This window comes from Nonomuraea sp. NPDC005730 (assembly GCF_040630865.1).
In the GTDB taxonomy this organism is placed as follows: Bacteria; Actinomycetota; Actinomycetes; order Streptosporangiales; family Streptosporangiaceae; genus Nonomuraea.
Window position 1 is genome coordinate 21821 of record NZ_JBEXYK010000026.1, and the last position, 25613, is coordinate 47433.

The following is a 25613-nucleotide window of genomic DNA, read 5'->3' on the forward strand; positions in this document are numbered from 1 at the left end:
TGAGCGTCCCCTAAGCTGGGATCTCACCGAATTCACTCGCCGACCTCCAGCCGGAAAGAGACGCAACCAAAATGGCACGACGCACCGACGTCATGGACACCATCGTCAGCCTCGCCAAGCGCCGCGGGCTTGTTTACCCGTCGAGCGAGATCTACGGCGGACTTCGCGCGTCGTGGGACTACGGTCCTCTGGGTGTCGAGCTGAAGAACAACGTCAAGCGGCAGTGGTGGCTGTCCATGGTCCAGTCGCGCGACGACGTGGTGGGCCTCGACTCGTGCGTCATCCTGGCCCCCGAGGTCTGGCGGGCCAGCGGCCACGTCGAGACCTTCAGCGACCCGCTGACCGAGTGCATGTCCTGCCACAAGCGCTTCCGTGCCGACCACCTCGTGGAGGCGTACGAGGAGAAGAACGGCAAGGAGCCCGAGAACGGCCTGGCCGACATCACCTGCCCCAACTGCGGCAACAAGGGCACCTTCACCGACCCCCGGCAGTTCAGCGGCCTGCTCAAGACCTTCCTCGGCCCGGTCGAGGACGAGTCGGGCCTGGCCTACCTGCGTCCGGAGACGGCCCAGGGCATCTTCATCAACTACCTCAACGTGCAGCAGTCGGCGCGCAAGAAGGTCCCGTTCGGCATCGGCCAGGTCGGCAAGTCCTTCCGCAACGAGATCACCCCGGGCAACTTCATCTTCCGCACCCGCGAGTTCGAGCAGATGGAGATGGAGTTCTTCGTCAAGCCCGGCACCGACGAGGAGTGGCACCAGTACTGGATCGACGAGCGGTTCCGCTGGTACTCCGACCTGGGCATCAACAAGGACAACCTGCGCCTCTACGAGCACCCGCAGGAGAAGCTGTCCCACTACTCCAAGCGCACCGTCGACGTCGAGTACCGCTTCAACTTCCAGGGCTCGGAGTGGGGCGAGCTCGAAGGCATCGCCAACCGCACCGACTTCGACCTCACCGCCCACTCCAAGGCCTCGGGCGTCGACCTGAGCTTCTTCGAGCAGGACACCGGTGAGCGTTACGTCCCCTACGTCATCGAGCCGGCCGCCGGCGTCGACCGGGCCACGCTGACCTTCCTGATCGACGCCTACACCGAGGACGAGGCGCCCAACGCCAAGGGCGTCCTGGAGAAGCGCACGGTGCTGCGGCTCGACCACCGGCTCGCGCCGGTCAAGGCCGCGGTGCTGCCGCTGTCGCGCAACGCCGACCTGTCGCCGAAGGCCCGCGACCTGGCCGCGCAGCTGCGCCGGCGGTGGAACGTCGAGTTCGACGACGCGGGCGCCATCGGCCGCCGCTACCGCCGCCAGGACGAGATCGGCACCCCGTTCTGCATCACCGTCGACTTCGACACCCTCGAAGACCACGCGGTGACGATCCGCGAGCGCGACAGCATGGCCCAGGAGCGCATCGCCATCGACCAGGTCGACTCCTACCTGCGCCAGCGCCTCAACGACTGACCCCCGGCCTCGCCTCGCCGGCGCCGCCCCGGCTCTCCGCCGCGGGCGGCGCTCGCGTTTTCCGGCCCGGCCGAGCAGGACAGGGCCGGCCGGTCAGGACAGCCCCGGCCGAGCAGGACAGGCCCCGCCGGTCAGGACAGGTGGCGGCCGAACCAGGTCAGCACGTAGTCGTAGGCCTGCGAGGCGGCCCGCTCGTCGTAGCGGGCGCCCGTGTCGTTGAAGAAGGCGTGGCCGACGCCGGGGACGGTCACCAGCTCGTGGGTGAGCCCGGCCTTCGTCAGCGCCGCCTCGGCCGCGTCCCTGGTGGCGTTGACGCGGTCGTCCTGCTCGGCGTAGATCGCCAGCACGGACGCCTCGGTGCCGGTCAGGTCGGCGTCGTCGGGCAGCGGGCCGTAGAAGGGCGCGGCGGCGGCCAGCCGGGTCTCCCCGGACGACAACAGCAGCCACGTCATCCCGCCGCCGAAGCAGAACCCGATCATGCCCAGCCCGGCGCCCTTCGCCCGCGTCTCCAGCTCGCCGACGGCCGCCTTCATGTCGGCCACGAACCGGTCCTGGGCGATCTCGCCCAGCTTGGCCGTGACCTGCGCGGTGTCGGCGAACGCGGCCGTGCCGCCCTCCCGGGAGAGCAGGTCGGGCGCCAGGGCCGAGTAGCCGCTCGCGGCCAGCCGGCCGGCGACCGAGCGGATGTGCTCGGTCAGCCCGCGGTTCTCGTGCATGACCAGCACCGCGCCCTTGGGGTCGGCGGCGGGCGCCCAGGCGGCCCGCAGGGTGGTCCCGTCCGGGCCGGCGAACGAGATCTCCTGCGTGGGCAGCGGGGCCGGGCCCGCGGGGGAGGCCGTGCCGGACGGCGAGGCCGCGAGCGGCGTGGGCGTGCTCGCCGGGTCGGTGTCCGAGGTGGCGCCGCAGGCGGCGAGGAGGGCAGTGGCGGCGGGGAGGGCGAGCCCGAGGAGGCCCAGGCGGCGCAGGGCCTCCCGCCGCGAGATCAGGCCCTCTACGTGGTCGAGTGCCACTTCTTCTGCCAAATATCGCTGGAAGGGCGTCATGGTCGAAAGATCTAACGGTGAACACCGAAAAATCGTGTAAAGGCGATAGTTATGTGGGCTTTCGCTGGCGTTTGGTGAGGTGGTGCTGAAGCCGGGAACGCCGCTCCGGACCCATGGCGTGACACCTCATCCGGAACTATGGTCAAGATCATGCGACTGCTGGTGGTCGAGGACGAGGAAGACCTGGTCGACGCGTTACGGGTGGGTCTGGTCCGGGCGGGCTACGCGGTGGACGTGGCCTACGACGCGCCGTCGGCGCACGAGAAGCTGGAGGTCAACACCTATGACCTGGTCCTGCTCGACCTGAACCTGCCCGGCGGCGACGGCTTCGAGCTCTGCCGTTCGGTACGGGCCGCCGGCCGCGGGGTGCGGATCATCATGGTCACCGCCCGCGACCGCCTCGACGACCGGGTGCGCGGCCTCGACGAGGGCGCCGACGACTACCTGGTCAAGCCGTTCGCCTTCCCCGAGCTGCTGGCCAGGGTGCGGGCGCTGCTGCGCAGGGACACCGGCGGCACCGCCGTCCTCCAGGTGGGCGGGCTGCGCATCGACACCGCCCGCATGGAGGTCTCCCTCGACGGCCGGTCGCTGGCCCTGACCCCCAAGGAGTACGGCGTGCTGCACTACCTGATGACCCGCCCCGGCCACGTGGTCTCCACCGAGGAACTGCTCGAACACGTCTGGGACGAGCACGCCGACCCGTTCACCAACACCGTCCGGGTCACCGTCGGCAACCTGCGCCGCAAGCTCCAGGAGGACGGCCTCATCGAGACGGTGATCAGCCGCGGCTACCGGCTCAGGGAACCGGCGTGATCCACACCATCCGCTTCCGGCTCACCGTGCTCTACTCGGGGCTGCTGTTCGTGCTGGCCGCGCTGGTGCTGGGCGGCATCTACGTCGCGGTCTCCAAGACCACCGAGGAACGCCCGTACTCGACCGAGTACGCCAAGGCGTACCGCGGCAACCAGTACGTGGGCAAGCAGGAGGTCGTCTTCATCGAGGAGGTCGAGAACGAGGTCAACATCAGGACGCTGGCCACGCTGCGCGACTACTCGCTGGCCACCCTGGCCGGGCTCTACCTGGCGTCCCTGGGCATCGGCTGGGTGTTGTCGGGACGGGTGCTGCGCCCGGTGCGGTCGATCACCCGGACGACGGAGGAGATCCAGGCGACCGACCTGACGCGGCGGATCAGGCTGGGCGGCTCGCGCGACGAGCTCAAGGACCTGGCCGACACCATCGACACCATGCTCGACCGGCTGGAGGAGGCGTTCAGCGCGCAGCGCCGGCTGATCGACGACGCCTCGCACGAGCTGCGCAGCCCCCTGACGATCATCCGGGCCAACGTGGACGCCGTGCTCGCCTCGCCCGAGGCCAGTGAGGAGGAGCGGGCCAGGGCCGTGCAGATCGTGGACCGGGCGACCACCCGCATGACCAGGCTCGTGGAGGACCTGCTGGCCAGCGCCCGGCGGCAGGCGACCGCGTTCGCCGACACCGACCTCGACCTGAGCAGGGTGGCGCGGGAGGCGTGCGAGGAGTACGCGGCGCCGGCCGCCGCCCGCGGCCTGACGATCACCCGCGGGCTGGGCCGGAACCTGGAGATGACCGGCGACCAGGACGCGCTGCGCCGGGCCGTGGCCAACCTGCTGTCCAACGCGGTGCGCCTGACCCCGCCGGGCGGCAGCGTCCGGGTGGAGGCCGGCCGGTCGGGCGGCTGGTTGTGGGTCGCGGTCAGGGACGACGGCCCCGGGCTCGGCGTCGCGGAGCAGGAGCGGGTCTTCGACCGGTTCTGGCGCGGCGAGGCCAGCCGGCGCGACCGGCACACGGGCCTCGGCCTGGCCATCGTCCGGCAGATCGTGGAGTCGCACGGGGGACGGGTGGCGGTGTTCTCCAGGCTCGGGCAGGGGGCCACGTTCGTGTTGTGGCTGCCGCCGCGTGACGGCGCGCCGGGCCCGGCGCCCGAGGGCAACCCCATCCCCGCCTGACCGCCCCGCCTGATCGCTCTGCTTGACCACCCCGCGGGGCCCGCGCCGACGCGGGCCCGGCGCCTACTCCAGCACGCGCCCGACGAGCTGCCCGTGACGCGCCACCGCCAGGCAGTACGCCGTGCGGTGGCGCGGCCACTCCTCCTCCAGCGGCGGCAGCGCGGTCACCTCGACCTCGCTCAGCCTGCCCGGCGCGACCCGCAGCCGCGGCGCGCAGAAGTCCGTGGCCTGCCGCTTGGCCCGCTCGGCGCCCGGCCACGCGCCCTCCGGCACGACGTAGATCATGCCGAACTCGGCCGCGTGCGGGTTGCCGCACGGCACGAGCGTCGCGATCAGGTCGCCGGGGATGGACACGAGGCAGTCGCCCGGCCGGAGCTGGGTCGCGTGTCGCTGTTCCGCCCCCGGCACCAGCGACCCCGCGGAGGGCTCGGGCGTTCCCGAGCCGCAGGCGGACAGCGCCAGGACCAGGCAGGCGGCCATCAGACCTCGTGGCGTCGTGCGGGGCATGCGAGCAGAGTGTCATGCCTCGATCACGTCCATATCGCGGAACGACCCGAGCTGGGTCACGTTGAGCGATCACGACGGCCGCCGGTCGGGCGCGGCGGCCGGAGGTCCAGGTAGATCACCGTGTCCGCGGGGGACTTGGCCGATCCCGCGACGAAGCCTGCACGACGCTTTGGCTTGGCGGGAGCGGCCATGGACGTCTCCTGGCGGGACCGGATCCGATTCCCCACCTCTCGCTCCTCTTTCTCAAGAATTGGTGTAAACCAATTGGTATAAACCAATTTATCGGGCAGCGGTCCTATAATTGGATTAGACCTGTCACGGGCGGTTGACCTGCAAAAACGATGACTTAACCGAGGAGTGCAGTTTCATCATCAATTCCGCCGGTAGAGTCCGGGACAGAAGCGTTGGATTGGAGCTGTGGTGGCCAAGTACGTTTACGACTTCACCGAGGGCAACAGGAATCTCAAGGATCTTCTCGGTGGAAAGGGCGCGAATCTCGCCGAGATGACGAATCTCGGGCTGCCCGTACCCCCCGGATTCACGATCACCACTGAAGCCTGCCGTCACTACCTGACGGAAGGCGCTCTTCCCGACGGCCTGGAGCGCGAGGTCGCCGAGCACCTGGACGCCCTGGAGGCCCAGATGGGCCGCCGGCTCGGTCAGGCCGACGACCCGCTGCTGGTCAGCGTACGGTCGGGCGCGAAGTTCTCCATGCCGGGCATGATGGAGACGGTCCTCAACATCGGGCTCAACGACGAGTCGGTGCACGGCCTGGCCAAGCAGGCGGGCGGCAACGACCGCTTCGCCTGGGACTCCTACCGCCGGCTGATCCAGATGTTCGGCAAGACCGTGCTCGGCCTCGACGGCGACCTGTTCGAGCACGCGCTCGACGAGCTGAAGGGCCGCCGCCAGGACACCGACCTCGACGCGGGCGAGCTGCAGGGTCTGGTCGAGACCTACAAGGGCATCGTCCGGGAGCAGACCGGCAAGGACTTCCCCGCCGACCCCCGCGAGCAGATGCGGCTGGCCGTCATGGCGGTCTTCGACTCCTGGAACGCCCCGCGCGCCATCCTCTACCGCCGCCAGGAGCGCATCCCGGCCGACCTCGGCACCGCCGTCAACATCGTGGCCATGGTCTTCGGCAACGTCGGCAACGACTCCGGCACCGGCGTCGCCTTCACCCGCGACCCCGGCTCCGGCCAGCAGGGCATCTACGGCGACTACCTGCAGAACGCCCAGGGCGAGGACGTCGTCGCCGGCATCCGCAACACCATCCCCCTCCAGGAACTCGAACGCCTCGACAAGCGCTCCTACGACGAGCTGCTGCAGATCATGGAGACGCTGGAGAACCACTACAAGGACCTGTGCGACATCGAGTTCACGATCGAGCGCGGCAAGTTGTGGATGCTCCAGACGCGGGTCGGCAAGCGCACCGCCGCGGCCGCCTTCTGCATCGCCACCCAGCTCGTCGACCAGGGCCTGATCACCCTCGACGAGGCCGTCACCCGTGTCACCGGCGACCAGCTCGCCCAGCTCATGTTCCCCCGCTTCGACGGCGGCGCCGAGAAGAAGAAGATCGCCAAGGGCATGAACGCCTCGCCGGGCGCCGCCGTGGGCAAGGTCGTCTTCTCCTCCGAGCGCGCCGTCGAGCTGGCCGGACGGGGCGAGGACGTCATCCTCGTCCGCCGCGAGACCAACCCCGACGACCTGGCCGGCATGATCGCCGCCCAGGGCATCCTGACCAGCCGCGGCGGCAAGACCTCGCACGCCGCCGTGGTCGCCCGCGGCATGGGCAAGACGTGCGTGTGCGGCGCCGAGGAACTGGAGGTCTCCACCGGCGAACTCAGGTTCACCGCGCCCGGCGGCGAGGTCGTCTCCGAAGGGGACGTGATCTCCATCGACGGCACCACCGGCGAGGTCTACCTCGGCGAGGTCCCGGTCGTGGACTCGGCCGTCGTCGAGTACTTCGAGGGCGCGCAGCCGGACGACGACCTGGTCAGGGCCGTGGACCGGATCATGGGCCACGCCGACTCCGTGCGCCGGCTCCGGGTGCGCGCCAACGCCGACACCCCCGAGGACGCCGCGCGGGCCCGCCGCTTCGGCGCCCAGGGCATCGGCCTGTGCCGCACCGAGCACATGTTCCTCGGCGAGCGCCGCCAGCTCGTCGAGGACCTCGTCCTGGCCGACGGCGACCAGGAGCGGCAGGCCGCGCTCGACGCCCTCGAACCCCTCCAGAAGGCCGACTTCATCGGCATCCTCAAGGCCATGGGCGGCGACCCGGTCACCATCCGGCTCATCGACCCGCCCCTGCACGAGTTCCTGCCCGACCTCGTGGACCTGTCGGTCAAGGTCGCCACCTCGCCCGACGTGACCGACAAGGACCGCAGGCTGCTGGCCGCCGTCAAGAGGCTGCACGAGCAGAACCCGATGCTGGGCCTGCGCGGCGTACGTCTCGGCCTGGTGATCCCCGGGCTGTTCGCCATGCAGGTGCGGGCGATCGCCCAGGCCGCGGCCGAGGTCCCCGGCGCGCGTCCGGAGATCATGATCCCGCTGGTGGCGTCCGTCCAGGAGCTGGAGTCCGTACGCGAGGAGGCGACCAGGATCCTCGCGGAGACCGGCGTCGAGGCGCTGATCGGCACCATGATCGAGGTGCCGAGGGCGGCGCTGACGGCGGGCCAGATCGCCGAGGCCGCCGAGTTCTTCTCCTTCGGCACGAACGACCTGACCCAGATGACCTGGGGCTTCAGCCGCGACGACGTGGAGGCTGCCTTCTTCTCGCGCTACCTGGAGCTCGGCATCTTCGGCGTCAGCCCGTTCGAGACCCTGGACCGCGACGGCGTCGGACGGCTGGTCAGGATCGCCGTCGAGGAGGGCCGCGCGGCCCGCCCCGACCTGCACGTCGGCATCTGCGGCGAGCACGGCGGCGACCCCGACTCGGTGCACTTCTGCCACGAGGTCGGCCTCGACTACGTCTCCTGCTCCCCGTTCCGCATCCCGGTGGCCCGGCTGGAGGCCGGCCGCGCCGCCCTGACCGACACCGACTCCGACACCCGCTGACGAGCGCGGCGGCCGGGACCCCGCAGCCCGGCCGCCCCTACCCGCGGCGCCGGTTGGCCAGCGCCACGGCGGTGAACACCACGAGCCCGATCAGGAGGAAGAAGAGCACGAAGCCGATGATGATCTCCGGGACGCCTAAGTTCACGAGGGTTCCCTCCCTACCGGCGCCCCCTGGAGGAGCGCTCCTTGCGACGGATCGTAGGAGCGCGCGGTTGAGGATCTGTTGATTTCCGGTCCATGAACCCCCGGAGGTCGCGCTAAAACCGGCCATTGGGATACTTTCCGCCATGAAAGATCTCCTGGAATGGGAGCTGCGGACCGCCGGGCCGGACGAGGTGGAGGCGATCGCGGAGCTGCGGGCGACGGTGATGCGCCCCGACCTGGAACGGCTGGGCCGCTTCGACGAGCACCGGGTACGGCAGCGCTTCCGCGACTCCTTCGCTCCCGGGCACACCTCCGTCATCCTGGCCGACGGCGCCTTCGCCGGCTGCGTCACCCTGCGCCCCGCCGAGGACGGGCACCGGCTGGAGCACTTCTACCTCGCGCCCCCCGTCCAGGGACGCGGGCTCGGCACGGCCGTCCTGCGGGTGCTGCTGGACCGCGCCGACGCCGAGCGCGCGACCGTGCGCCTGGTCGTCCTGCGGGGCAGCGCCGCCCAGCGGCTCTACGAGCGGCACGGCTTCACGGTCGAGGGCGAGGACCAGGTCGACGTCCTCATGGTCCGCCGGCCGGACACCGGGCTGCCCGCGGCGGGCTAGCGGGGCAGGGTCTCCTCGGCCGGCACGTAGTCGTGCCGCATCCCGTGGTCGCCCAGCCACTGCCGCAGCCCGGCCACGGCCTCCGGATCGCCGGCGACCCGGGCGGCGTACTCGGCCAGGGCCACCTCCTCGCCGTCCTCGAACAGCAGCCGGGCGGGGCCCGACCAGGACAGCGTCCACCTGGCCTCGCCGAGCTGGATCAGCACCGCCTCCAGCGCCTGCCCCAGCACCCCGGCGAGCAGCGTCTCCGAGGGCTTCCAGCCCAGCTCGCGCAGCCGCTCGGCCAGTTCGGCCTGCCGGCCCCTGGCGATCGACTCGAAGGCCGCGTCGAGGTAGGGCCGCGTGGCCCCCATCACCCGCTGGCCCGCCACCGCCAGGTCGTGCAGGGCCTCGGCGTTGCGCCCGGCGTACATGCCCTGGGCCACCAGCTCGTCCCACGGCACCGGGCGCAGCCCGGCCAGCGCCTCCGGCGTCCACATCGACCGCTCCACCGCCTCGGCCGCGACGTCGGGGTCGCGCAGCAGCGTCAGCGCCGGCCGCGGGTCGGGGACGTGCTCGGGCTCGGGCAGCACCGCGATGGCGGCCAGCCGGTCGGCCAGGCTGGGATGGGAGTCGTACGGCGAGACCTCCTCCGGCCGCTCGCCCAGCCTGGCGATCTCGGCCCGCCGGCCGGGGTCGTTCATCAGCGCGTGGAAGCCGCCGAACACCGAGGCGGGCCGGGTGCCGCCCACGCCGGTCAGCGACAGGTAGTCGCCGGCGTAAAGGTCCCAGCCCAGGGAGGCGTCGTGGATCTTGCGGAGCGCGCCCGACATGGCCTGACGCCCGCCGATCGCCACCGCGAACGTGTCGGCCTCCAGCTCCTGGCGGCGCGACACGGCCTGCGAAACCCGCAGGTAGAGCTTGGCGTACCAGGTGAAGAGCCGTTGAATGATCGGATGGTTGCCCAGCCCCTGCACGGTCGCGATCAGCGAGACCCGCCCCCGGTAGACGGGCGCGCCGAGCCGCGTGTGGGCCCCGCTGTAGTGGCCCAGCTCGTGCCCGAGCACGGCGCGCATCTCGTCGACGGTGAGCGTCTGGAGCAGCGGCAGCCCGATGAACATCCGCCGCCGCGTCGCGCGCAGCCCCAGGAACCGGGTGTCCTCCGAGACCGCCGCGTTCACCTCGGGGACGAGCCGGATCTCGTCGGGCGGCGCGGTGCGCACCCGCCGGGCCAGGTCCTCCACCGCCTGCCAGAGGGCGGGCTCGTGCTCGCGCCCCACCGGCACGCCCGGCAGCTCGCCCCCCTGGTTCCCGCCGACCATGAACAGCGCCCGCACCAGCGCGCCCGCCGCCAGCGTGAGCACGATCGCGGCCTTCAGCGCCGCGGTGTGGAAGTCCACCAGCAGCAGGACGTCGAAGAACACGGCGGCCACCAGGATGACGCCGACCAGCACGTAGAAGCCGGCGAGCAGACTGAAGGCCAGCACCGCTCGGAACGCTGTCGTCATGGGGGAGGGCTCCCGGGGAAGGGGTTCTCGCGAGGCTCGACACTAGCGGAGACAGGAAACTGGATAAAATCACTGCACCAATGGCGTACTACGACGAGCACGACCAGGAACGATGGGTCCCGGAACCACCCGGCAACCCCGGCCGCGGTGCGTTCGAACGCGACCGCGCCCGCGTCCTGCACAGCTCCGCGCTGCGCAGGCTGGCGGCCAAGACCCAGGTCGTGGGCCCCGGCGAGACGCTCGGCGGCGGCCAGCACATCCCGCGCACCCGGCTGACCCACTCGCTCGAGTGCGCCCAGGTCGGCAGGGAGATGGGCGCCACGCTCGGCGTCGACCCCGACCTGGTCGAGACCGCCTGCCTGGCCCACGACCTCGGCCATCCGCCGTTCGGGCACAACGGCGAGGTGGCGCTCAACGCGCTGGCCACCTCGTGCGGCGGCTTCGAGGGCAACGCCCAGAGCCTGCGCCTGCTCACCAGGCTGGAGGCCAAGGTCCTCACCGACGACGGCCGCAGCGCCGGCCTCAACCTCACCAGGGCCGCCCTCGACGCCTCCGTCAAATACCCCTGGACGTGCGAGAAGTCCCCGAAGTTCGGCGTCTACCACGACGACCTGCCGGTCTTCGAGTGGATCAGGGACGGCGCCCCGGCGGGCCGCGTGAGCTTCGAGGCCCAGATCATGGACTGGGCCGACGACGTCGCCTACTCCGTCCACGACCTGGAGGACGCACTCCACTCCGGCCACGTCACCCCCGAGGCGCTCCAGTCGCCCGTGGAGCGCGGCGCGGTGGCCCGCATCACCCGCACCTGGTACGCGCCCGGCGCCGACCTCAACGAGCTGGAGGAGGTCTTCGCCAAGCTGATCGCCGACCCGCTGTGGCCACGCCGCTTCGAGGCCACGCTCGCCGACCTGGCCGGCCTCAAGGCGCTCACCAGCGGCCTGATCGGCCGGTTCTGCCGCTCGGCCCAGACCGCCACCAAGGAGGTCCACGGCGCCCGCCACCGCGCCGACCTCGTCGTGCCGCGCGCCACGCTGCTGGAGTGCGCCCTGCTCAAGGGCGTCACCGCCCACTACGTGATGACCACCGAGGGCCACCACGCCAACCAGGCCAGGCAGCGCGAGCTGATCACCGAGCTGGCCTCGCTGATCACGCTCGGCGCCCCCGGCACCCTCGAACCCGCCTTCCGTCCCGCCTTCGTCGACGCCCCCGACGACCCCGCCCGGGTGCGCGTCGTGATCGACCAGATCGCCTCGCTCACCGACACCTCGGCCGTGGCCTGGCACCGGCGCCTGTCGCAGTGACGGCATGCCGCCGGGGCCGGTGAAACCGCCCCCACGAGCGGCTTTGCGGACCTGCCTCGTCGGCGGATACTGCGCGCATGGCTACATATGTCATCGTCGGCGCGGGCCTTGCGGGAGCCAAGGCCGCGCAGACGTTGCGCGAGGAGGGCTTCGCCGGCGAGGTGGTGCTCGCCGGCGCGGAGAGCGAACGCCCGTACGAGCGGCCGCCCCTGTCCAAGGAGTACCTGCGGGGCGGTGGCGAGCGGGAGAAGATCTACGTCCACGCCCCCGGCTGGTACGCCGACAACGACGTGGAGCTGCGGCTCGGCCTGCCCGTCACCCGCATCGAGCCCCGCAACCACGTCGTCAGGTTCGCCAACGGGTCCCGGCGGGCCTACGACAAGCTGCTGATCGCGACCGGCGCGACGCCGAGACGCCTGCCCGGCCCGGCCTACTACCTGCGTACCGTCGAGGACTGCGAGGCGCTCAGGCGGCGCTTCGCCGAGGGCGGCAGCGTCATCGTGGTCGGGGCGTCCTGGATCGGGCTGGAGAGCGCGGCGGCGGCCCGCGCGGCGGGCTGCCCGGTCACCGTCGTCGAGCCCGAGCCCACCGCGCTCCACCGGGCGCTCGGCCCCGAGCTGGGCGCGGTGTTCGCCCGCCTGCACGCCCGCAACGGGGTGGACCTGCGCTTCGGCACCGCGGTCGCCGAGGTCACCGGCACCGGCGTGCGGCTCAGCACGGGGGAGCGGCTGACGGCCGACCTCGTGGTGGCCGGCATCGGCGTCGCGCCCGAGGTGGAGCTGGCCCGCGACGCGGGCCTGGAGGTCCGGCACGGCATCCGCACCGACGCCTCCCTGCGCACCTCGCACCCCGACGTGTACGCCGCCGGCGACGCCGCCGAGCCCTTCCACCCCCTGTACGGCAGGCACGTCCGCGTCGAGCACCGGTCGGGCGCGCTCAAGGGCGGTCCGGCCGCCGCCCGGGCCATGCTCGGCCAGGACGTCGTCCACGACGAGATCCCCTACCTGTTCACCGACCAGTACGACCTGAGCATGGAGTTCACCGGCGACACCGGCGGCCACGACGAGATCGTCTGCCGGGGGTCGGTGGAGGACCTGCGGTTCGTCGCCTTCTGGCTGCGCGACGGCCGGGTGGTCGCCGGCATGAGCGTCAACACCCGGGACGCCGTGCCGGAGATCCAGGAGCTGATCAGGTCGGGCGTCGTCATTGACCGAAAGGAGTCGACGACGGGTTCGCCGTGATCGGGTTGTCGTCCTGGGCGTCGTCGGTCTTGCGCGGCTTCCTGGGCTGCTTGGTGGCCTGGGGCACCTTCTTCGACCTGCACTGGACCGCGCAGCGCGGCGTCTCGCCGAGCCTGCCGCGCAGCGCCAGCGTCTCCTTGCGGGGGGAGAGCGTGCGGTTGCCGGAGCGCCAGGCGTCCAGGTAGTCCCACGGCTCGACCATGCCCCGGCGCACCCACCAGTAGGCCGGGCCGGTCTTCCAGGAGATCGCGAAGTAGAGGTTGGAGCCGGCGTCGCGGGCGTTGCCCGACCTGCCCACCCGGCCGAGCAGCTGCCCGGCCTTGACCCGCACGCCGGGCCGTACGCCGTCGGCGACGGAGTCGAGGTGGCCGCCGAGGTAGCGCACGCCGTCGTCGCCGACGATCGTGACGAACCTGCCCTCGCGGTCGGCGCCCTTGTCGGTGGAGGGCGCCCACCGGTTCTTGACGTTGACCTCGTCCACGACGCCGTCCACCGGCGCGACGAACGAGCAGCCCTGCGGGGCCCAGATCGTCGTCTTGGGCAGCACCAGCAGGCTGCGCTGGTAGGTCGTGCCGCAGCCCTTGACCGGGAACGTGTAGGTGAACTTCGACAGCTTGGGCGGCGGCACCTTGACCGGGTCGTCCCCCTTGGGTGGCCGCTCTGCCTGCTGCTCGCCCTCCTGGCCGGACGGGCCGGGCGAGGGGATGGTGGCGGTGACCGCCGGCGTGGCGGTGGGCGTGCCCGTGGCCGGGGCCGTGGAGGGCGACTGGGCGCTGACGCCCGCCACCCCGGTCGCCTGGGCGCAGGCGCCGGTGAGCAGCACGGCGCCGGCGACAATCGCCCACCGTACGATATGCCCGGAATGCATAGTCTTCCTCACCCGTGTCACCGTTTCCACCGACAACCCTCACCTTTGTAGCCGACCACGGGACTCCGCATCACCAGTTTCCCGCTTTAGCAACCCAGAGGTGACGCCCGTCTTCCCCGGCCGTCGACGGCCCGTGCCCCGCCGTTCACCGGCCGCGGCACACCCCGCGAGGGGCGGAACCGTCGGTCGGGCGGAATAGACTCACCGGCGTGGCTGGCCGGATCCGTGATGTCGACATCGCGCTCGTACGCGAGCGTTCCCCCATCGCCGACGTGATCGGCGAGCACATCCAGTTGCGCAACGCCGGAGGGGGCAACCTCAAGGGCCTGTGCCCCTTCCACGACGAGAAGAGCCCGTCGTTCAACGTCACCCCCGAGCGCGGAATGTACTTCTGCTTCGGGTGCTCAGAAGGCGGCGACGTGATCACGTTCGTCGAGAAGATCGAGCACCTGCCGTTCGGCGAGGCGGTCGAGCGGCTGGCGCAGCGGGCCGGCATCCAGCTCCAGTACGAGCAGGGCGGCTACGTCCCCAAGCGCGACCACGGTGAGCGGGCCCGGCTGATCGAGGCCCACCGGGTGGCCGCCGAGTTCTACGCCGAGAAGCTGTTCGGGCCCGACGCGGCCCCGGGGCGGCGGTTCCTGTCCGAGCGCGGGTTCGAGCGCGCCGACGCCGAGGCGTTCGGCGTCGGCTACGCGCCGGCCGAGTGGGAGGCGCTGGCGCGCCACCTGATGGGGCGCGGGTTCACCGCCGACGAGCTGGTCAAGGGCGGCCTGGCCAAGGAGGGCAGGCGGGGGCCGATCGACCGGTTCAGGGGGCGGCTGATCTGGCCGATCAGGGACGCCACGGGCGACGTGATCGGATTCGGCGCACGCAAGTTGCTCGATTCCGACGATGGTCCGAAATATCTGAATACGCCTGACTCGCCGCTTTACAAGAAGAGCCAGGTCCTTTATGGCATTGATCTCGCCAAACGAGAGATCAGCAAGCGCGCCCAGGCGGTGATCGTCGAGGGATACACCGACGTGATGGCCTGCCATCTGGCCGGAGTTCCGACCGCGGTGGCCACCTGCGGCACGTCGTTCGGCGAGGAGCACATCAAGATCCTGCGCCGGTTCCTGCTCGACCAGGCCGAGTTCCGCGGCGAGGTCATCTTCACCTTCGACGGCGACGCGGCCGGCCAGAAGGCGGCGCTGCGGGCCTTCGCCGACGAGCAGAAGTTCGTCACGCAGACCTACGTCGCGGTGCAGGGCGACGGCCTCGACCCGTGCGACCTGCGGATCAAGCAGGGCGACGCGGCGGTGCGCGACCTCATCGCGAGCCGCGAGCCGCTGTTCCAGTTCGCCATCAGGAGCACCATCTCCCGCTACGACCTGCGCAGCAACGAGGGCAAGATCGCCGCCCTCGACGCGGCGGCGCCCATCGTGGCCGGGATCAAGGACGTCGGCCTGCGCAAGCGCTACGCCATCGACCTCGACCGCTGGCTCGGGTTCATGGACGAGCGCTTCGTCATGCAGCGCATCGGCGAGGTCGCCAACGCCCAGCAGGGCCGCCCCCAGCGCGCCCCCAAGGCGGCTCCCGTCGATCCGAGCGTGCGGGTGGAGGGCGAACTGCTCAAGCTGGCCGTCCAGCGGCCCGCGCTGCTCGGGCCGCGCTTCGACGCCCTCGATCCGCAGGCGTTCACCGCGCCCGACCACGTCGCGCTGCACAAGGTCATCCAGGCCGCCGGAGGCGCCGGCGCGGCCGGTCACGGCGGCCGTGAGTGGGTCGACCAGCTGCTGGAGCACGCCCACGACGAGGGCGCCAGGGGGCTCGTGACGAGGTTCGCGGTGGAGCCGGTCCAGGCCGACGCGCACACCGAGGAGCGTTACGCGGGGGCCATGCTGGCGGCCATCGAGGCGATCGCGGTCGACCGGGCCATCGCTCAGGTCAAGTCCCGCATGCAGCGCCTCAACCCGGTGGAGGAGCAGCAGGAGTACAACAAGCTGTTCGGCGAGCTGGTGGCGCTGGAACAGCAGCGCCGGGTGTTGCGCGACCGCGCCGCGGGAAGCTGACCGCCGGAGCCTTTGATAACAGTTCGGCAGCGGAGACAGCCGGTGAACCGGGGGGTGTACGGGGAATCCCGGCCGGTTCGCGCTGCCGTTAAGGGGCATGTCGGACATCATCCGGGCAGCGAAAGAGATACGTCCGGCCGGCGGACGTCGCCGGACGTGGGATTCCAGACCGCGTAATTGACTTTTCTTTCCTGATCAAACTCGGGCCAAACCTTTACTCGATCTCAATTCGGTAATGCTGATCGTCTTACCTTCCGCAACAAAAATGGGTCTGCCATTTGATGGAACCAATACTGCAGACTGTCTCCCGTGGGTGCATCGGTGCTGCCAAGCGGGCCGCCATCGGTAGATCAGGTGGCGGACCTCGTCGCGAAGGGAAGGGAGCGCGGAAGCGTAACCGTCGATGACGTCGCCGCCGCGCTTGACCGATCCGAGCTGCCGTCCGACGCGCTGGAACGCGTCGTGCGGATGCTCGCAGAGAACGGCGTGGAGGTCCTCGAGCCCCAGGGCGACGAGGAGTCCACCCGCGCCGATGAGGAGGACGTAGGCAAGCGGGCGCCGACCAGCGATCTCGTCCGTATCTATCTGCGGGAGATCGGCCGCGTCCCCCTGCTGACCGCCGAGGAGGAGGTGGAGCTCGCCAAGTCGATCGAAGCCGGCCTGTTCGCCGAGGACAAGCTGGCCAACGGGGTCTCGCGTCTGGCCTTCCCGGAGTTCAGGGAGCTCGTCTGGCAGGGCACCAGGGCCAAGCAGCGGCTGATCGAGGCCAACCTCAGGCTCGTGGTGTCGATCGCCAAGCGGTACGTGGGCCGCGGCATGTTGTTCCTCGACCTGATCCAGGAAGGCAACCTCGGGCTCATCAGGGCGGTCGAGAAGTTCGACTACACGAAGGGTTACAAGTTCTCCACCTACGCCACCTGGTGGATCAGGCAGGCGATCACCCGGGCGATCGCCGACCAGGCGCGCACCATCCGCATTCCGGTGCACATGGTGGAGACCATCAACAAGCTCGTCAGAGTGCAGCGTCAGCTCCACCAGGACCTCGGCCGCGAGCCCATCCCCGAGGAGATCGCCAAGGAGATGGACCTCCCGGTCGACCGCGTGGTGGAGATCCAGCGCATCGCCCAGGAGCCGGTGTCCCTGCAGTCGCCGATCGGCGAGGAGGACTCCGACCTCGGTGACTTCATCGAGGACGCCGACGCCGTCGTGCCCATGGAGGCCGCCGCCTTCATCATGCTGCAGGACCAGCTCGACGACATCCTGGCCACGCTGTCCGACCGCGAGCAGCGCATCATCCAGCTCCGCTTCGGCCTGGCCGACGGGCATCCGCGCACGCTGGAGGAGGTGGGCAGGGAGTTCGGCGTGACGCGCGAGCGCATCCGGCAGATCGAGTCGAAGACCCTGGCCAAGCTCCGCCACCCGACGCGCGCGCAGATGCTCAGGGACTACCTGGACTGACCCTTCGACCCCGCGACGGGCCCGGCGAGCGTGCCGGGCCCGTCCGCATGCCGGGCGGCGGGCTCAGGAGCAGCCCTCGAACTGCGGTACGGCGATGTTGTCCAGGTGCAGGCCCGCCTTGCCGAACCACTTGTGCAGCAGCCTGCCCGCGGTGCCGTCCTGGTACATGTCGGTGATCGCCCGGTTCACCGCCTCGCAGCCCGGCACGTCGTCCTTGTGCAGGCCCACCCCGCTTCGCTGCTCGTTGAACTGCGCGTTGGCCAGCCGCAGCCCCGAGCCGTCCTGGTTGGCCAGGCCGGCCAGGATCACGTCGTTGGTGGTGACCGCGTCCACCTGCCGGTTCTTCAGCGCGCTCAGGCACGTCGCGTAGTCCTTGAACGGCACCAGCTTGGCCGCCACGCTGCGTTCCTCCACGACCCGCTCGGCGGCGTTCGAGCCCTCCACCGCGCAGATCCGGCGGCCCTTCAGCTCCCGGACGTCGTTCACCTTGTCGTCCGGCCGCGTCAGGATGTCCTGGTAGGAGATGTGGTACGGCCCCGCGAACAGCACCTTCGCCTTACGGTCCATGCTGATCGTGTACGTCGCCACCACCATGTCGGCCCGCCCCTGGACCAGCACCTTCTCCCGGTCGCCCGCCAGCACGGGGATCAGCTTGAAGTCCTTGCCCAGCCGCTTGGCCACGTAACGCGCGACGTCGACGTCGAAGCCCTCGAAGGCGCCGCCCGGCTTGCGGAAGCCCACCGACGGCAGGTCGGACCGGACGGCGATGACGATGGAGTCCTTGTCGAGTATCGACTCCCGGCCGCCGGTCCCGCAGGCCGCGGCGGCCACCGCGGTCAGGGCCAGGGCCGCTACCAGCGTCCGCTTCAACGGTACTCCTTGAGTCTCGGCCACACTCCGGCGATCATCAGCAGCCCGATCCCGGCGATCGCGAACGGCAGCAGCCGCCACAGGTTGTCCAGCGCGTTCTCGCCGGCGTCGATGGACCGGTCGAAGGTGCGCTCGTGCCGCTCGGCCAGGGCCACCAGGGCCTGGTCGTAGGCGTCGAAGGCGGCGGTGACCGGCCCGAGCTTGGCGGTCACGGCCTCGGCGGTCCTGCCCTCCAGCGCCAGCGCCCGGAAGGAGGTGTCGGCCTGCTGGAAGGCCCGGTACGCGTCCAGCACGCGGGTGCCCTCCGGGCCGGTCAGCTCGGGCCCCAGCATGCCCCGGGCCGCCCCGGCGTCGGCGGCGACCTTCGCGTGGTACTGGGTGAGGTTGCCCGACTCGAAGTAGACGACCGACTGCGACTTGTCCAGGAACGTGTGCTCGTAGGTGTCGGCGCGGTCCTTGTCGAGCAGGTACCGGCTCTGGTCGCCCTGCATGCTGTTGCTGATCGCGCGGGCCTTGGCCAGCGTCAGGACCGAGTCGAAGCCCTGTGTCTTGGCCATGCGCAGGTCCGTCTGGTCCTGGCCGAGCACGTTCACGCCGAGGATCAGCGAGACCACGGTGGCCAGCGTGGCGACCAGCAGAGCCGGGCCGAACACCCGGCGGAAACGCCGGGCCAGGAAGATCTGGAGCCAGATCAGGCAGCCCAGCGCGAGCAGCCCGGCCAGCAGCACCGCGGAGCGCAGCAGCGGGACCATGGCGTTCTTGTCGTCGTAGGTGCGGCGGACGATCGTGCCGCTCTCCAGGGTCAGGTTGTAGGCCTGCGGCAGCAGCACCAGCCGCATCAGGTCGGTGGCCTGCCGGTAGGTGCCCACGACGGTGTCCGGCGGCGCGCCGGGCGCGTGCCGGGACTGCTCGTTCAGCAGCAGCGCCTGCCCGGCGAGCCGTTCGTAGCGGCCGAGGCCGTCCAGCACCGACTGCACGGTCCGCCGCTCGGCCGCGTTGTCCCCGGCCAGCTCGAACGCCTTCAGCAGCGCCTGGTTGGCCTCCGTGCGCCGCCGCTCGTACCGGTCGACGGCCTCGCGGCGCTGCTGGCCGTACTGGTCGCCCATGACCAGCGCGTTGGCGACCTGGGCGTCCATGTCGCTGAGCGCCAGGTAGAGCCCGGCGGTGGCGACGACCTGCGGCCCGGCGTCACGGCCGATGACCTGCAGCCCGTCGCCGGCGGTCAGGCTGCCCACCCCGAGCGCCGCGAACAGCAGCGCGAGCGCCGCCACGGTGACGCCGGAGATGACGCGGATGCGGCCGGGCACGCTGTGGCGCGGCAGCGGGGCGGCGCCCGCCGGGACGAGGGCGCCCGGGTTCTGCACCAGGGTCACGGCGTCCCCTCCCTGAGGGTGATGACCGTCCAGGCGCCCAGGTGGATCCGGTCGCCCGGACCGACCCGGACGGGCGTGTTGATCTCCACGGTCCTGCCGTTGACCTGGGTGCCGTTGGCCGAGCCCGGGTCCACCAGCGTCCAGGTGCCGTCGGGCTGGGCCAGCAGCACGGCGTGCAGGTGCGACACGCCCGGGTCCTCGGGCGGGCCGGTCAGGTCGATCTCCGGCGCCAGGTTCCTGGCCCTGCTGCGCCGCCCGATGCGCACCTGCTCGCCGACCAGCCCGAACGAGCGCTCGGGACAGTACGGCGGGAAGGCCATGCGCGCCGCGTCGGGACCGCCCTCGGCGACCACCTTCTCGTAGTAGGTGCGGTCGGCGGCGGCGACGGCCTCCCACCGCGCCCCCCGCACCTGGAGCGGGACGCCGCCCCCGCCGCCGGTGAAGTCGTGCCCGCACACCTCGCAGAACTGCCCGGCGCGCGGCGTCTGGCAGACCGGGCAGGCGTCGTCACCACCGCCGGCGCCCGCCGCCGGCTGGGGCTGGGACGCGGCGGGCGTCCCGCCCATCTGCGCGCCGCAGACGTCGCAGTAGTCGTCGGAGCCGGAGGCGTGCCCCTGGGGACAGGTCGCCATCAGCCCTCGCCCTTACGCAGCCGGCTGGTGCGGACGGAACCGGTGTCCAGCTCGATCTCGTCGGCCTTGTCCACGTTCCTGCGCAACCGGGCCGTGCCGGTCGCGGGATCGACCTCCACGACCTTCTCCAGCAGCCGGGCGGTGTCCTCGCGGCCCGACTCCGCGGCCAGCTCCCTGGCCTTGGCCAGGCGCGCGGTCGCGGCCTCCACGTCCCCGGCGGCGCGGGCGCTGAGGCCGTCCTGGATGAGCTCGTGCAGCTCCGCCTGGCCGGTGTAGTGGGCGACCTTCCGGTTGATCTGCGTGGACTGCGCCAGGTCGTCGGTCCACTGGGCCAGCACGTTGCCGCTGGCCACGACGTCCTGGGTGTCGGGGCGCACCAGCTTCACCCAGCCCGCCCTGATCTCCTGGCCGATCTGGCCCGGCGGCACCTCGACGCACAGGTGGTACTCGCGTTCCTCCTGGCCCCACGAGCCGGTCGGGTAGTCGCCGGTCAGCGGGTTGACGTCGGTGCGCTTGCCGGTCAGGTCGAGCAGCGTGGGGGAGACCTGCTTGACGAACTTCAGCTTGGCGGTCTGCGGCACCCACACCCGCAGCGACAGGTCCGCCACGGTCTTGCTCATCGACGTCTGCGTCACCCGCCGGAAGAACTCGGCCAGATCGCTCTGGTTCCGTACGAACTCGAACGAGCCGAGCATCGCCTCGGCGACCTTCCGCAGCTCGGCGGGCACCCAGTCGTCGCCCACGCCCAGGCTGTCGCAGACGAACTTGCCGCTCCACCCCTGCAGCACGGCCCCGAACACCTCGGGACGCTCGTTGTTCTGCCCGTCGGTCATCAGCAGCGCGTGCCTGATCGCGTTCGGGTACCCGCTCAGCAGGTGCCCGGCCAGCTTCAGCCACTCGCCGATGGCCGTGCCGCCGTGCGCGAGCAGCCTGCTGATCGCCCGCTCGGCCTCGGCACGGGTGGCGGGCGTGGCCCTGACCAGGTTGGCGTTGCCGCCGGGGTAGACGACCCTGGCCTTCTCGGTCCCGGCGATCACCGCGAAGTGCACGCCGTCGCGCAGCGCGTGCACGGCCGCCGCCGCGGCCTGCCGGGCCTCGCGGATCTTGCCGCCGCTCATCGAGCCGGAGGTGTCGACGATGATGACCTCGGCCGCCTCGGTGGGCGCGGCCTGGGCGAAGCCGCCGCCGGAGGAGGCCACGGTGAGGACCGCGTGCACCTCACGGGCGTCGGTGGACAGGTACTTGTTCTGGTCGATGTTCAGCGTGAACGTGGGCTGGTCACCCATGCGTTTCTCCTAGGGGGATGAGAACGATCGTCACGTTGTCCTGGCCGCCGGAGGCCAGTGCGTGGCGCAGCATCTCGCGGGCCATGTCGAGAGGGGTTCCCGGCTGCGGGAACCGGTAGCCGTCCAGGTAGCGCCACAGCCCGTCGCTGCACACCAGCAGCAGGCCGGGCGCCCCCGGGGCGAGCGTGCGCACGTGCAGCGACACCTCGCCGGAATCCGCGCCGAGCCACGCGGTGATCTCGCCGGTCGGGACCACGTCGTCCTCGGTCAGCAGCACGCCCTGGCCGGGGGCCTCGCCGGGCAGCCAGTACGCCCGCGTGTCGCCCGCCCAGCTCAGCGTGATCCCGCCGGGGCCGGTGACCGCGGCGACGTAGGTGCAGGCGGGGGCGTCGTCCACGGAGGTCGCCAGCGCGGTCACCGCCTTCCCGGCCAGCTCGAACGCCTCCTGCGCGGACGCCCCCCTGGCCAGGGCGGCCCCCGCCGTCTGCACCGCCGCGGCCGAGGCCTCGTCGGCCCGCGGCGAGCTGCCCACGCCGTCGCACACCACCGTGACCACGGCGTCGCCGGTGGTCAGCAGCGCCATGGCGTCCTCGTTGCGGGCGCGCCGCAGCCCCCTGTCGGTCACGGCGGCGGCCCCGCCGTCGAGCACGATCTCGGCATGGTCCCGGCCGGTGGGCTGGCGGGCGCCGCAACGTTCGCAGTAGCCCTCCGCGTCCACCGCGGCCGCGCCGCAGGAGGTGCAGACCGGCGCGCCGAGCGCGTGCCCGCACCGCTCGCAGTAGACGTCCCCCTGGACGACGGGGGACGCGCACATCGGGCAGGTCTGGGGGGTCGGTACGGGTTCCGTCACAGCCACGTCCTCGGTCGTACGGCGTTCGCCTCGTCGATGAGCGCGTGGCGTTCATGGCGGGAGCCGGCCGCCACCGCGAGCTTCCGGTAGATCGACTCCAACCGCCTGCGCAGCCCCGGTTCGGTGAAGTCGGCCTCGGCCAGCTTCGTCCCGGGCGGCGCGGGGTTGTTCGCCAGCCAGGCCAGCGCGCAGCGCAGCAGCTCGGCGGTGAGCAGGTCGCGGCGGCGCGGGTCGAGGTCGGCCAGGTTGGCCAGCCGCCCGGCCGCGCCGACCAGGTCGGCGGCGGACAGCGTGCTCAGGTCGGTCCGGCGGAACACCGAGGCGGCCAGCGCCACCTGCGCCGCCACCCGGTAGCTGGAGGTGGGCGGCACCTCGTCCAGCACGTTGACGCGGCCCGTCCTGGCCAGCCCGAACGCGGCGCTGACGTAGGAGTGGTCGGTCCGCCAGACGGCGTTGTACCAGTGGGCCGCCTGCCTGCCGGCGCACTCCAGCGCGAACGCCAGCGCCAGCTTGGGCGCGAGCTCGCCGGGCAGCGCCGACACGCACGCGTCGAACATCGTCACCGCGGTGTCCGGCTGGCGCGTGGCCAGCGCGAGCACCCCGCGGTACCAGGTCGTCCGCCAGTCGCCGGGGAGCTGCTGTGTCAGCTCCGACAGCGCCACCGGGGTCTCGGCGGCGCCCGCCTCGGCCAGCAGCCTGGCGCGCATGAGCCGGATCTCGGGCGTCGGCGGCATCGCCGAGAGCTGGTCGAACAGCTCCTTGCCGTCGAACCCGAGCAGACCCGCCAGCGCGCCCGCCGCCGGGTCGAGCGGATCGACGTGCGGCACCGGCAGCTCGACCGCGACCACGGCCGGGTCGAGCGGCCCGAACACCTCCTGACGCGAGTCCGACAGCGCCGTCCACACGGCCGAGCGCTCGGGCCCGAACAGGGTCGAGGGCGCCGGGAACGGCACGCCCCCCTCGGCCGCGCTGATCTCCCGCAGCACCCCGACGAGCTGCTCCTCCATCTCCCACGCGCTCTGGAACCGGTCGGCGGGGTCGGGCGCGGTGGCCTTGCGCAGCAGCCGCGCGAACGACTCGTGCCCGCAGTCCTGCGGCAGCGCGCTGGCCACGCCGCCCTTGGCCGGGCTCCAGGACGGGATCGTCAGCACCGCCAGGGTCCTGGCCACGGTGTAGAGGTCGGAGGCCACGGACGAGGGACGGGTGTCCAGCTCGGGCGCGTGGTAGCCGACCGTCGCCCAGGACGTGCCGGGCGGCGAGCCGACCGGCTGGACGGCGCCCAGGTCGATCAGCTTGAGCCGCCGGCCGACCCGGATCACGTTGGCCGGCTTGAGGTCGCAGTAGACCAGGCCGTTCTCGTGCAGGTAGCCGAACGCGTGCAGGATCTCGCGGCCGTAGATCAGGGCCTCGCGCAGCGGCAGCGGGCCCTGGCGGCGCAGCTCGTGCAGGGACTGGCCGCCGACGTACTCCATGACGATGTAGCCGAGGCCGCCGGAGAGCTGGAAGTTGAGGATCTTGACGATGTTCGGGTGGTCGACCGTGGTGAGGAACTTGCGCTCGGCCTCGGCCGCCGCCAGCGCCTCGGCGTCGTTGGTGTTGAGCAGGCCCTTGAGCACGACCCAGCGGCCGTCCAGGGCCTCGTCGGCGGCCAGGTAGATCCAGCCGAGACCGCCGTGCGCCAGGCAGCCGAGCACCCGGTACTGCCCGGCCACCATGTCGTCCTTGGCCAGCTTCGGGGTGAAGGAGTACGACGTGCGGCAGTGCGGGCAGAACCCCTCCGTCAGCCCGGGACGGCCCTGCCGGGACCGGCCCACCGGCTCCCCGCAGGCCGGGTTGGCGCAGAACCGCTTCTCCTCCGGCACCTGCGGATCGGCCATCACGGCCGTCGCCGGATCCCGGTACGGCACGGACGGCAGGTCGGCGATGCCGCCCAGCACCCCGGCCCGCGACCTGCCGCTGCTGCTCACCGGCGAGGTCAGCGACCGGCTCACCGGCTGGGTGTTCACCGGCCCGGAGAGCGGGCCCGAGAGCGGCCCGGAGAGCGGCCCCGATGCCGGGGCCGACGCCTGCTGGGGGACGGACACCGCCGCCGGGGGCGGCGCGCCCGCCGCGTTCCCGCACAGGTCGCAGTAGCCGTCCTCGATGGTGCCGGTGCAGCCCGGCTGCGCGCAGCGGGTCATGGCTTACCTCCGTGTATCGCGCGCTGGTAGGTGTCGACCGCGGCGGCCGCCTCGGTCAGGTCGCAGGGAGCGCTCCACAGCAGGGATCGTGCCCGCTCGAAGCACGCGGTGACGCCGGGGTCCTCGGCCATGCCCTTGCGCACCGCCATGGCCTGGCAGGCGCCGAGCCGGCCGCGTAACTCGTCGCGCCTGCCGACCAGGCCGTACAGGGCCTTGGCGGTGGCCCGCGCGCGGTCGGCCGCCTTCTCCGCCTCGCTCTCCACGCTCGCCAGCCGCCTGGCCCGCACCACCCAGGTGTCGGCCGAGGCGTCGAGCGCGGCCAGCTCGCCGGTCAGCTCCTCGACCCGGCTGCGCGGGCGGGCCTGCGGCGGCAGGGCGATCTTGACCACGACCGCGCCGTGGGCCAGCCTGGCCTCGCTCTCGGCCGCGCGTACCCGGTCGAGGGCGGCCACCAGGTCCTCGCGGCGCCTGGCGTACTCGCGCTTGACCACGATCGCCTGGTCGACCTCCGCGCGGGCCTCGGCCAGCACGCGGGTGACCCCGCCGAGGTCGGGGCCGACGCCCGCGCCGAGCGGGTCGGCGAGCAGGGCCGCGCGCATCCGCCGCAGCTCCGACTCCTGCGCCTCCAGGCCGACGCTCTCGCCCAGCTCGCGCTCCAGGTCGTGGATCTCGCGCAGGGCGCGGTCGGCGTCGTCGAGCCGGGGCAGGACGGCGTTCCACACGGCGTCGATGTCGTTGAGCGCCGAGGTGACCTCGCGGAAGGCGCCGTCCATGCGGGCGACGGTCTCGTCGAGGGTCAGCCGCTCGTCGGCCTCGGGCAGCAGCGAGCGCTGCTCGACGGGCTTGGCCGCGGCCCGCAGCACGACGGACGTGCCCGACAGCAGCCGGGTCAGCTCGTCGAGCTGCTCGGCGCCGAGCTTCGCGCGCGCGGCCCTGACCTGCTCGGCGTCGCGCAGCACGGCCCGGTAGGCGTCGTTCAGCAGCCACAGCCGGGTCAGCGCGGCCTGGACGGCGGCCCAGCGCTGCCGCGTCACCCCGTCCAGCGTCGCGCCCTTGAGCAACTGGTACGTGGTGTGGGATTCGAGATCGAGCAGGTCGCCGGAGATCCGGTCACGTTCGTCGGCCCGAGCGCGCAGCGCGTACTCGGCACCTTCCCTGCTCATGGGTGGTCCCAGACTCATCACGCTCCCCGTGAAGAGGGCCCCCGACGCC

General features: G+C 71.8%; 20 protein-coding genes. 9 read left to right on the forward strand and 11 right to left on the reverse strand.

What is annotated here, in order from left to right; all coding sequences use genetic code 11:
- Positions 1–71 precede the first annotated feature (71 nt).
- Positions 72–1457, forward strand: coding sequence for a glycine--tRNA ligase (locus tag ABZ444_RS27035; protein WP_357979394.1), 1386 nt, complete (start codon positions 72–74; stop codon positions 1455–1457).
- Between the two features lie 131 nt (positions 1458–1588).
- Here ABZ444_RS27035 and ABZ444_RS27040 read toward each other — a convergent pair whose 3' ends face one another.
- The gene (locus tag ABZ444_RS27040; protein ID WP_358002357.1) at positions 1589–2500 is read right to left on the reverse strand and encodes a dienelactone hydrolase family protein; all 912 of its coding nucleotides are present in this window, start codon (positions 2498–2500) and stop codon (positions 1589–1591) included.
- A 150-nt stretch (positions 2501–2650) separates the two neighbouring features.
- Here ABZ444_RS27040 and ABZ444_RS27045 point away from each other — a divergent pair, with 150 nt between their 5' ends.
- Positions 2651–3313 (forward strand): response regulator transcription factor, encoded by a 663-nt coding sequence (locus tag ABZ444_RS27045; RefSeq protein WP_352323395.1) that lies wholly within the window; start codon positions 2651–2653, stop codon positions 3311–3313.
- Positions 3310–4482, forward strand: a complete 1173-nt coding sequence (locus tag ABZ444_RS27050; protein ID WP_358002360.1) for a HAMP domain-containing sensor histidine kinase — start codon at positions 3310–3312, stop codon at positions 4480–4482. The genes ABZ444_RS27045 and ABZ444_RS27050 overlap by 4 nt, the downstream gene beginning before the upstream one ends.
- 63 nt (positions 4483–4545) lie before the next feature.
- On the opposite strand, the gene ABZ444_RS27055 is transcribed toward ABZ444_RS27050, so the two are convergent.
- Positions 4546–4989 (reverse strand): hypothetical protein, encoded by a 444-nt coding sequence (locus ABZ444_RS27055; RefSeq protein ID WP_358002363.1) that lies wholly within the window; start codon positions 4987–4989, stop codon positions 4546–4548.
- A gap of 420 nt (positions 4990–5409) precedes the next feature.
- Here ABZ444_RS27055 and ppdK point away from each other — a divergent pair, with 420 nt between their 5' ends.
- Together ppdK and ABZ444_RS27065 are read left to right on the forward strand one after the other, a co-directional pair.
- On the forward strand, positions 5410–8046 hold the full coding sequence (ppdK, locus tag ABZ444_RS27060) for a pyruvate, phosphate dikinase (RefSeq protein WP_358002366.1): 2637 nt from the start codon (positions 5410–5412) through the stop codon (positions 8044–8046).
- Between the two features lie 287 nt (positions 8047–8333).
- Complete coding sequence (locus ABZ444_RS27065) at positions 8334–8804, forward strand: GNAT family N-acetyltransferase (RefSeq protein WP_358002369.1); 471 nt, start codon at positions 8334–8336, stop codon at positions 8802–8804.
- Here the strand turns inward: ABZ444_RS27065 and ABZ444_RS27070 are convergent.
- Positions 8801–10291 carry a M48 family metallopeptidase gene (locus ABZ444_RS27070; protein WP_358002372.1) on the reverse strand — a complete coding sequence of 497 codons (1491 nt, stop codon included), beginning with the start codon at positions 10289–10291 and terminating at the stop codon, positions 8801–8803. The two genes, ABZ444_RS27065 and ABZ444_RS27070, sit on opposite strands and share 4 nt — an antisense overlap.
- A gap of 80 nt (positions 10292–10371) precedes the next feature.
- Here ABZ444_RS27070 and ABZ444_RS27075 point away from each other — a divergent pair, with 80 nt between their 5' ends.
- A complete protein-coding gene (locus ABZ444_RS27075; RefSeq protein WP_358002375.1) occupies positions 10372–11592 on the forward strand; it encodes a deoxyguanosinetriphosphate triphosphohydrolase in 1221 nt (406 codons plus the stop codon).
- A gap of 77 nt (positions 11593–11669) precedes the next feature.
- Positions 11670–12833 (forward strand): FAD-dependent oxidoreductase, encoded by a 1164-nt coding sequence (locus ABZ444_RS27080; protein ID WP_358002378.1) that lies wholly within the window; start codon positions 11670–11672, stop codon positions 12831–12833.
- Here the strand turns inward: ABZ444_RS27080 and ABZ444_RS27085 are convergent.
- Positions 12796–13701, reverse strand: a complete 906-nt coding sequence (locus ABZ444_RS27085; RefSeq protein WP_358002381.1) for a M23 family metallopeptidase — start codon at positions 13699–13701, stop codon at positions 12796–12798. The genes ABZ444_RS27080 and ABZ444_RS27085 overlap by 38 nt on opposite strands.
- A gap of 209 nt (positions 13702–13910) precedes the next feature.
- Here ABZ444_RS27085 and dnaG point away from each other — a divergent pair, with 209 nt between their 5' ends.
- Together dnaG and rpoD are read left to right on the forward strand one after the other, a co-directional pair.
- Positions 13911–15752: a DNA primase gene (gene dnaG, locus ABZ444_RS27090; RefSeq protein WP_358002384.1), complete on the forward strand. Its 1842-nt coding sequence runs from the start codon at positions 13911–13913 to the stop codon at positions 15750–15752.
- A gap of 321 nt (positions 15753–16073) precedes the next feature.
- On the forward strand, positions 16074–17210 hold the full coding sequence (gene rpoD / locus ABZ444_RS27095; RefSeq protein WP_043627522.1) for an RNA polymerase sigma factor RpoD: 1137 nt from the start codon (positions 16074–16076) through the stop codon (positions 17208–17210).
- A gap of 63 nt (positions 17211–17273) precedes the next feature.
- Here the strand turns inward: rpoD and ABZ444_RS27100 are convergent, their stop codons facing one another.
- From ABZ444_RS27100 to ABZ444_RS27130, 7 genes are read right to left on the reverse strand one after another with little or no spacing between them, the layout of a single operon-like run.
- Positions 17274–18080, reverse strand: coding sequence for a transporter substrate-binding domain-containing protein (locus ABZ444_RS27100; RefSeq protein WP_358002387.1), 807 nt, complete (start codon positions 18078–18080; stop codon positions 17274–17276).
- Complete coding sequence (locus ABZ444_RS27105) at positions 18077–19453, reverse strand: hypothetical protein (protein WP_358002390.1); 1377 nt, start codon at positions 19451–19453, stop codon at positions 18077–18079. The genes ABZ444_RS27100 and ABZ444_RS27105 overlap by 4 nt, the downstream gene beginning before the upstream one ends.
- The gene (locus ABZ444_RS27110; protein WP_358002393.1) at positions 19450–20085 is read right to left on the reverse strand and encodes an FHA domain-containing protein; all 636 of its coding nucleotides are present in this window, start codon (positions 20083–20085) and stop codon (positions 19450–19452) included. The genes ABZ444_RS27105 and ABZ444_RS27110 overlap by 4 nt, the downstream gene beginning before the upstream one ends.
- The gene (locus tag ABZ444_RS27115) at positions 20085–21371 is read right to left on the reverse strand and encodes a VWA domain-containing protein (protein ID WP_358002396.1); all 1287 of its coding nucleotides are present in this window, start codon (positions 21369–21371) and stop codon (positions 20085–20087) included. The genes ABZ444_RS27110 and ABZ444_RS27115 overlap by 1 nt, the downstream gene beginning before the upstream one ends.
- Positions 21364–22221 (reverse strand): protein phosphatase 2C domain-containing protein, encoded by an 858-nt coding sequence (locus ABZ444_RS27120; RefSeq protein ID WP_358002399.1) that lies wholly within the window; start codon positions 22219–22221, stop codon positions 21364–21366. Before ABZ444_RS27120 ends, ABZ444_RS27115 begins: the two co-directional genes overlap by 8 nt.
- Complete coding sequence (locus ABZ444_RS27125) at positions 22218–24401, reverse strand: tetratricopeptide repeat protein (protein WP_358002402.1); 2184 nt, start codon at positions 24399–24401, stop codon at positions 22218–22220. Before ABZ444_RS27125 ends, ABZ444_RS27120 begins: the two co-directional genes overlap by 4 nt.
- Positions 24398–25564 carry a hypothetical protein gene (locus ABZ444_RS27130; RefSeq protein ID WP_358002405.1) on the reverse strand — a complete coding sequence of 389 codons (1167 nt, stop codon included), beginning with the start codon at positions 25562–25564 and terminating at the stop codon, positions 24398–24400. The genes ABZ444_RS27125 and ABZ444_RS27130 overlap by 4 nt, the downstream gene beginning before the upstream one ends.
- Positions 25565–25613 lie beyond the last annotated feature (49 nt).